Below are 7,817 nucleotides of genomic sequence, written 5' to 3' on the forward strand. Positions count from 1 at the left end.
AGGGAAGGGGGCGGCGGCCGGGGCATAAAAAAAGGGCCTGTCCGGGAGAGTCGGCAGGCCCTGCAAGGAAGCAACAAGCAACAAAAACGGGGGGATCAGCGCACCGCCAGTGCGCTGGCCTCGCGGGCCAGCTGGGTGATGCGTTCCCAATCCTGCGCGGCGAGGGCGTCGGCCGGGGTCAGCCACGAACCGCCCACCGCCAGCACGTTGGGCTGGGCCAGGTAGGCCGGCGCGTTGCTGGCGTCGATGCCGCCGGTCGGGCAGAAGCGCAGCTCCGGCAGCGGGCCGGCCAGCGCCTTGAGCAGCTTGATGCCGCCCACCGCCTCGGCCGGGAACAGCTTGAGGATGTTGAAGCCTTCGTCCTGGGCGTGCATCGCCTCGGACGGCGTGGCCACGCCGGGGATGAACGGCACGCCGGAGGCGCGCGCGGCGGCGGCCAGCTCCGGGGTCAGGCCCGGGCTGAGGCCGAACTGGGCGCCGGCGTCGAGCGCGGCTTCCAGGTGAGCGCGGGTGCGCACGGTGCCGGCGCCGACCAGGGCGTCAGGCACTTCGTCGCGGATGCGGCGCATCGCGGCCAGCGCGGCCTTGGTGCGCAGGGTGATTTCCAGGGTGCGGATCCCGCCGGCAACCAGCGCGCGGGCGAGGTCGACCGCCACCGCGGCGTCGTTGACCACGATCACCGGCATCACCGGGCTTTGGCGTAACAGAGTCAGTGCATCCATTGCTTTCAATCTCTCCACAGGGGGTGGTGGAAGGTCATCGCGCCGTGTTCGGCGACGTCGGCCAAGGTGCGCATGCCGGCGAACAGTTCGCGGCCGACGCCGAAATCATTACCTGCAAGGTTGGCCGAAACCACCTCGCGTGCGGCCCATTCGGCCTCCGCCACCAGCGCGGTCAGCTCGCCGCTGTTGGCGTCGACGCGCACCAGGTCGCCGTCGCGCAGCTTGGCGATCGGGCCGCCGGACACCGCTTCGGGCGAGACGTGGATCGCCGCCGGCACCTTGCCGGAGGCGCCGGACATGCGGCCGTCGGTGACCAGCGCCACCTTGAAGCCGCGTTCCTGCAACACCGCCAGCGTCGGCGTCAGCTTGTGCAGCTCCGGCATGCCGTTGGCGCGCGGGCCCTGGAAGCGGATCACCGCGACAAAGTCGCGCTCCAGCTCACCGCGCTTGAACGCGGCCAAGAGTTCGTCCTGGTCGTGGTAGATCACCGCCGGCGCTTCCACCACGCGGTGTTCCGCCTTGACCGCCGAGACCTTGATCACCGAGCGGCCGATATTGCCCTTGAGCACGCGCAGGCCGCCGTCGGCCGAGAACGGCTCCGCCGCCGGACGCAGCACGCCGCTGTCGTGGCTCGTGGCCGCCGCCGGACGCCAGGCCAGCTGGCCGTCGTCGAGCCACGGTTCCGTGGTGTAGGCGCGCAGGCCCGGACCCATGATGGTGGTGACGTCCTCGTGCAGCAGGCCGGCGTCGAGCAGCTCGCGAATCAGGAAACCCATGCCACCGGCGGCGTGGAAGTGGTTCACATCGGCCTTGCCGTTGGGGTAGACGCGTGCCAGCAGCGGAATCACCGCCGACAGCTCGTCGAAGTCGTCCCAGTTGATGTCGATGCCGGCGGCGCGGGCGATCGCCACCAGGTGCAGCGTGTGGTTGGTCGAGCCGCCGGTGGCCAACAGGCCGATGATGCCGTTGACCACCGCCTTCTCGTCGACGAGGCGGCCCACCGGGGTGTAGTGCTCGCGGCCCGGGCTGATCGCCACGGCACGGTGCGCGGCGGCGCGCGTCAGCGCTTCGCGCAGCGGTGTGCCCGGAGTGACGAAGGCGGTGCCCGGCAGGTGCAGGCCCATGATCTCCATCAGCATCTGGTTGGAGTTGGCGGTGCCGTAGAAGGTGCAGGTGCCGGGGCCGTGGTAGCTTTGCGCCTCCGATTCCAGCAGCACGTCGCGGCCGACCTTGCCCTCGGCGTAGAGCTGGCGGATGTGCGCCTTCTCGTCGTTGGACATGCCCGTGGTCATCGGCCCGGCCGGCACGAACACCGCCGGCAGGTGGCCGAAGGTCAGCGCGCCGATCAGCAGGCCCGGCACGATCTTGTCGCACACGCCCAGGTAGAGCGCGGCGTCGAACATCTGGTGCGACAGCGCCACCGCGGTGCTCATGGCGATCACGTCGCGCGAGAACAGCGAGAGTTCCATGCCGGCCTGGCCCTGCGTCACGCCGTCGCACATCGCCGGCACGCCGCCGGCGAACTGCGCGGTGGCGCCGGCCTTGAGCGCCTCGTCCTTGATCCAGGCCGGGAACGCTTCCAGCGGCTGGTGCGCCGACAACATGTCGTTGTAGGCCGAGACGATGGCGAGGTTGGGCCGGCTGGCTTCCTTCAGATGAATCTTGACCGTGTCCGGCATGGCGGCGAAGGCGTGCGCCAGGTTGGTACAGGACAGCTGGGTGCGCTCCACGCGGCCGCGTTTGGCGGCGGCGTCGAGATGCTGCAGGTAGGCCGCGCGGCGCGGCTGGCTGCGGGCAACGATACGGGCGGTGACGTCGGCGATGACGGGATGTAAGGCCATGGTGTAATCCCGGTGGGTAATGTGCGATGAATGGTAGTTTTACTACAGTCAAAATGCAATACGTTGCAGCGGGTTTCTCGCTGCGGTTGTGGTGCAAATGCTGAAAACCATTGCTTATAAAGGATTTTCGTTGATTTCCATGTTGCTTTGCAGCATCGAAATTGTTGTCTTTGGCCGTGTAATTGCCGTAGACAGCGGCACGTCGAATGGTAATATAACTACATCACAACCCACTGTGCGAGAGAACACTCAGGATGGACAACGCTAATCTGCACACCCCGGCCTTCGACATGGTGCTGTTCGGGGGCACCGGCGACCTGGTCATGCGCAAACTGCTGCCGTCGCTGTACCAGGCTCATGCCGCCGGCCTCTTGAACGAAGAAGGCCGCATCCTGGCGCTGGGTCGCCGCGACATGGCGCGCGAAGACTACCTGGCGATGGTGGAGAAGAGCGCGCGCATCCACATCAAGGAATACTTTTCCGACGCCGCCTGGCAGGGTTTTCTCGCGCGCGTGGACTACCTCAAGGTAGATGCCGCCACGCCGGAACACTACCCGGCGCTGGCCGAGGTGCTGCAGCAGCACAACGAGCGTGTCGCCGTCTGTTACCTCGCCACCGCGCCGGACCTGTTCGAGGGCATCTGCGACAACCTGGCGGCGGTCGGCCTGAACCACGACAAGGTGCGCGTGGTGCTGGAAAAGCCGCTCGGCCACGACCTGGAATCGTCCAACGAGATCAATGAAGCGGTGGCGCGACACTTCAAGGAAGAACAGCTCTACCGCATCGACCACTACCTCGGCAAGGAATCGGTGCAGAACCTGCTGTCGATCCGCTTCGCCAACGCGCTGTTCGAGCCGCTGTGGCGCCGCGAGTGGATCCACGACGTGCAGATCACCATCGCCGAAGAGCTCGGCGTCGGCACGCGCGGCGACTTCTACGATAATACCGGCGCGCTGCGCGACATGGTGCAGAACCACCTGCTGCAGCTGTTGTGCATCGTGGCGATGGAGCCGCCGGCCAACCTCGGCGCCGACGCGGTGCGCGACGAGAAACTCAAGGTGTTGAAGGCGCTGCGCCCGTTCGGCGAGCAGGACGTCGCCGCCAAGACCGTGCGCGCCCAGTACAAGGCCGGCGCCGCCAACGGCCAGCCGGTGGTGGGCTACCTGCAGGAGCAGGGCATCCCCGTCAGCAGCCAGACCGAGACCTTCGTCGCCATCAAGGCCGAGATCGACAACTGGCGCTGGGCCGGCGTGCCGTTCTACCTGCGCACCGGCAAGCGCATGCAGGAACGGCTGGCCGAGATCGTGATCAACTTCCGCGACGTGCCGCACCACCTGTTCCCCAGCCCGATGGGCCTGAACACCGCCAACCGCCTGGTGATCCGCCTGCAGCCGGAAGAAAGCATCCGCCTCTACTTCCTGTCCAAGGAGCCGGGCGACACCCAGCGCCTGCAGCCGGTGCACCTCAACCTCGACTTCCACGAATCGTTCAAGGTGCGCCGCGCCGACGCCTACGAGCGCCTGCTGCTCGACGTCATCCGCGGCAAGCTGGCGCTGTTCATGCGCCGCGACGAACTGGTGGAAGCCTGGCGCTGGGTGGAGCCGATCATGGACCACTGGCAGCACAGCACCACCCCGCCCAAGCAGTACACCGCCGGCAGCTGGGGCCCGGCCGCCTCCAGCGCGCTGCTGTCGCGGGATGGGGTGTCGTGGCACGAGGAGAGCTGAGAACTTGTGAATAAATCTGCTGCGCGTCCCTGATCGGGGTTCATGTGCTGCTCGGAATCCTCATGGACCCTGTGTCCATTCCGGTTCCTGTGCTCCAGCCGCCCCTCGCTGACGGCCGCTCGCTACACGTTGAGGACGACTTCTGAGCAAGCGATATGATGCCGCCCCCGGCGGGAGACGGGATGGGCCGGTCGGCAACACCACAAAGAGATAGAAGAGACAGAGACAACACCATGCAATGGTTTGAATTCGATACGCCTGCCGACGCCGCCACGGCGCTGGCCGAGGCGGTGAGCGGCGCGCTCGCGACAGCGATCCGCGAACGCGGCGAGGCGGTGCTGGCGGTGTCCGGCGGGCGCTCGCCGGTGGCCTTCCTGCAAAGGTTGGCCGAAAGCGGCCTCGACTGGTCGCGCGTGACGGTGACGCTGGTGGACGAGCGCCTGGTGCCGGAACACCACCCGGACAGCAACGCCGCGCTGGTGCGCCAGCACCTGCTCACCGGCGCCGCCGCCGCGGCGCGCTTCCTGCCGCTGGCGCTCCACCCCGACGATGCCGCCGCCAGCCTGGCCGCGGCGCGCGCCGCCTGGTGCCAGCCCGACGTCGCCGTGCTCGGCATGGGCGACGACGGCCACACTGCCTCGCTGTTCCCGGCCGCGCCGGAACTCGCTGCCGGGCTCGCGCTGCCGTCGGCCGAATGGCTGCTCACGGTCACCCCGCCGGCGGCGCCGCACACGCGCCTCAGCATGACGCTGGCCGCGCTGCTGGCCTGTGGCCGGCTGTTCCTGGCGATCCAGGGGCCGGCCAAGCGCCGGGTATTCGAACAAGCGCGGCAGGCCGTCGACGACGCACTGCCGATCAGTCATGTCCTGCACCACACGGAGGTACCGCTCGATGTTTACTGGGCGTCCTGATAGCTTTCCCTGGCTGGTCGCCGATATCGGCGGCACCAATGCCCGTTTCGCGCTCTACACCGGCGGCACCGAGCCGGAACAGATCAAGGTCCTGGCCTGCGCCGACTACCCGACGCTGGAAGCGGCGGTGCGCGCCTACCTCGCCGACGTCGGCGCCACGGTGCGGCATGCCTCCATCGGCATCGCCAACCCGGTCACCGGCGACTGGGTGCAGATGACCAACCACCACTGGGCGTTCTCGATCGAAGCCACGCGCCAGGCGCTGGCGCTGGAGTCGTTCCTGGTGATCAACGACTGGGCGGCGATGGCGCTGGCCTTGCCGCACCTGCCGGCCGACGCGCTGATCAAGGTCGGCGGCGGCGAGGCCGTAGCCGGCGCACCGTGCGCGCTGATCGGCCCCGGCACCGGGCTCGGCGTCTCGGCGCTGGTGCCGCACGCCCACGGCGCCACCCCGGTGCCGGGCGAGGGCGGCCACGTCAGCTTCGCCCCGTTCGACGAGCGCGAGGCGCAGATCTGGCACTTCGCGCGCGAGCGCTACGGCCACGTCTCGGCCGAGCGCCTGCTGTCCGGCCCCGGCCTGGTGCTGATCTACCAGGCGCTGGCCGCGCTGGCCGGCGAGGAGGCCGAAGACCTGCGCGCCGCCGACATCTCCACCCGCGCCCTGTCCGGCGAATGCCCGCGCTGCCGCGAGACGCTGGACGCATTCTGTGCCATGCTCGGCACCGCGGCGGCCAACCTGACGTTGACGCTGGGCGCCCGCGGCGGGGTCTACCTCGGCGGCGGCATCGTGCTGCGCCTGCTCGACTACTTCCAGAGCTCGCCGTTCCGTGCCCGTTTCGAAGACAAGGGGCGCTTTTCCGGCTACCTCGCGGCGGTGCCGGTGTACATCATGACGCACGCCATGCCGGCGCTGTTGGGCGCCACCGCCGCGCTGGCCGCGCACCTGGAGGAGCAGCATGCTTGAACGAATCCGCAATCAGCTGGGCAGCCTGTCGGCGGCCGAACGCAAGGTCGCCGACCTGGTCCTGGAACAGCCCTACACCATGATGCAGGCGGCGGTGGCCGACATCGCCGCCAGCGCCGGGGTGAGCCAGCCCACGGTGATCCGCTTCTGCCGCTCGATGGGCTGTACCGGCTTGCCGGATTTCAAGCTCAAGCTGGCGGGCAGCCTGGTCACCGGGGTGCCGTACGTGCACTCCAGCGTGCGCCCGGAAGACCCGACCTCCGAGATCGCCGCCAAGGTATTCGACAACACCGTGTCGGCGCTGCTCAAGTGCCGTAACGACGTCAACCCGGCGGCGGTCAACGCCGCGCTGGAGCTGTTGGCCAACGCCAACCGCATCGAGTTCTACGGCCTGGGCAACTCCGGCATCATCGCCGCCGACGCCCAGCACAAATTCTTCCGCTTCGGCATTCCCACCGTGGCCTACGCCGACACCCACACCCAGATCATGGCGGCCTCGGTGCTGGGCGAGGGCGACGTGCTGGTGGCCATCTCCAACTCCGGCCGCACCGTCGAGCTGCTCGACGCGGTCGAGGTGGCGCTGCACGCCGGTGCCAAGGTGGTGGCGATCACCGCCAGCGGCTCGCCGCTGGCGAAGCAGGCCACGGTGACGCTGGTGGCCGACGCCCCGGAAGACACCGAGACCTACAGCCCGATGATCTCGCGCATCGTGCACCTGGTGCTGATCGACATCCTCGCCGTCGGCGTGGCGCTGCGGCGCGGGCCGGGCGTGATCGGCCAACTGGAAAAAACCAAGCTGAGTCTGCGGCCGAAACGCCAGGGCAGCCGGCACGACGACTACTGAGGGGATGGCATGAGCGAACTGACCCGACTGCCCGCTTGGCAACAGCTGTGGGAACACTTTGCCGACGCGAAACAGCTGCACATGCGCGAGCTGTTCGAGAGCGACCCGGAACGCGCCGAACGTTACGCGCTGGAAGTGGGCGGGCTGTTGCTCGACTACTCCAAGAACCGCCTCACCGACGACACCCTGCAACTGCTGATGCAGCTGGCGCGCGAAGCCGGCCTGCCGGCGCGCATCAAGGCCATGTTCAAGGGCGAGAAGCTCAACGTCACCGAGAGCCGCGCCGTGCTGCACGTGGCGCTGCGCAACCGCACCAATTCGCCGATCCTGGTCGACGGCGAAGACGTCATGCCCAAGGTCAACCGCGTGCTGGAACGCATGGGGCGCTTCGCCCACGCCGTGCGCTCGGGCGAATGGCTGGGTTACACCAACCAGCCGATCACCGACATCGTCAACATCGGCATCGGCGGCTCCGACCTGGGCCCGCTCATGGTGTGCAGCGCGCTGCGCCCGTATGCCCACCCGCGCATGAACATGCACTTCGTCTCCAACGTCGACGGCGCCCAGCTCAAGGAAACGCTCAAGCGCGTGCACCCCGAGACCACGCTGTTCGTGATCGAGTCGAAGACCTTCACCACGCAGGAAACGCTGACCAACGCGCTCACCGCGCGCGACTGGTTCGTCGAGCGTGCGCGCGACGAAAAGGCCGTCGCCAAGCACTTCGTCGCGGTGTCGACCAACCAGCAGGCGGTGGCCGACTTCGGCATCGACCCGGCCAACATGTTCGAGTTCTGGGACTGGGTGGGCG

The 7,817-nt window shown here is 68.2% G+C and carries 7 protein-coding genes and 1 other RNA gene; 6 read left to right on the forward strand and 2 right to left on the reverse strand.

The features are described from left to right. Positions 1 to 95 precede the first annotated feature (95 nt). Complete coding sequence (locus tag AC3WG5_RS18865) at positions 96 to 722, reverse strand: bifunctional 4-hydroxy-2-oxoglutarate aldolase/2-dehydro-3-deoxy-phosphogluconate aldolase (protein WP_008954645.1); 627 nt, start codon at positions 720 to 722, stop codon at positions 96 to 98. Positions 723 to 727: 5 nt separating this feature from the next. After that, positions 728 to 2,563 (reverse strand): phosphogluconate dehydratase, encoded by a 1,836-nt coding sequence (gene edd, locus AC3WG5_RS18870; RefSeq protein WP_014085574.1) that lies wholly within the window; start codon positions 2,561 to 2,563, stop codon positions 728 to 730. 254 nt (positions 2,564 to 2,817) lie between these two features. Between edd and zwf the strand changes: the two genes are divergently transcribed. The 6 genes from zwf to AC3WG5_RS18900 form a co-directional block, all read left to right on the forward strand. Continuing rightward, positions 2,818 to 4,290 (forward strand): glucose-6-phosphate dehydrogenase, encoded by a 1,473-nt coding sequence (gene zwf / locus AC3WG5_RS18875; protein WP_492570252.1) that lies wholly within the window; start codon positions 2,818 to 2,820, stop codon positions 4,288 to 4,290. A gap of 62 nt (positions 4,291 to 4,352) precedes the next feature. Continuing rightward, positions 4,353 to 4,428, forward strand: a non-coding RNA gene (locus AC3WG5_RS18880) — sX9 sRNA. A gap of 95 nt (positions 4,429 to 4,523) precedes the next feature. After that, complete coding sequence (pgl, locus tag AC3WG5_RS18885; protein WP_492570253.1) at positions 4,524 to 5,201, forward strand: 6-phosphogluconolactonase; 678 nt, start codon at positions 4,524 to 4,526, stop codon at positions 5,199 to 5,201. Beyond that, positions 5,182 to 6,165, forward strand: coding sequence for a glucokinase (locus tag AC3WG5_RS18890; RefSeq protein ID WP_492570254.1), 984 nt, complete (start codon positions 5,182 to 5,184; stop codon positions 6,163 to 6,165). The genes pgl and AC3WG5_RS18890 overlap by 20 nt, the downstream gene beginning before the upstream one ends. Then, positions 6,158 to 7,009 carry a transcriptional regulator HexR gene (gene hexR, locus AC3WG5_RS18895; protein ID WP_008954650.1) on the forward strand — a complete coding sequence of 284 codons (852 nt, stop codon included), beginning with the start codon at positions 6,158 to 6,160 and terminating at the stop codon, positions 7,007 to 7,009. The genes AC3WG5_RS18890 and hexR overlap by 8 nt, the downstream gene beginning before the upstream one ends. A gap of 9 nt (positions 7,010 to 7,018) precedes the next feature. Next, positions 7,019 to 7,817: phosphoglucose isomerase-related protein (locus AC3WG5_RS18900; RefSeq protein ID WP_492570257.1), on the forward strand; the 799-nt coding region annotated here is incomplete at its 3' end.

The organism is Pseudogulbenkiania sp. FW507-F1 (assembly GCF_058781125.1).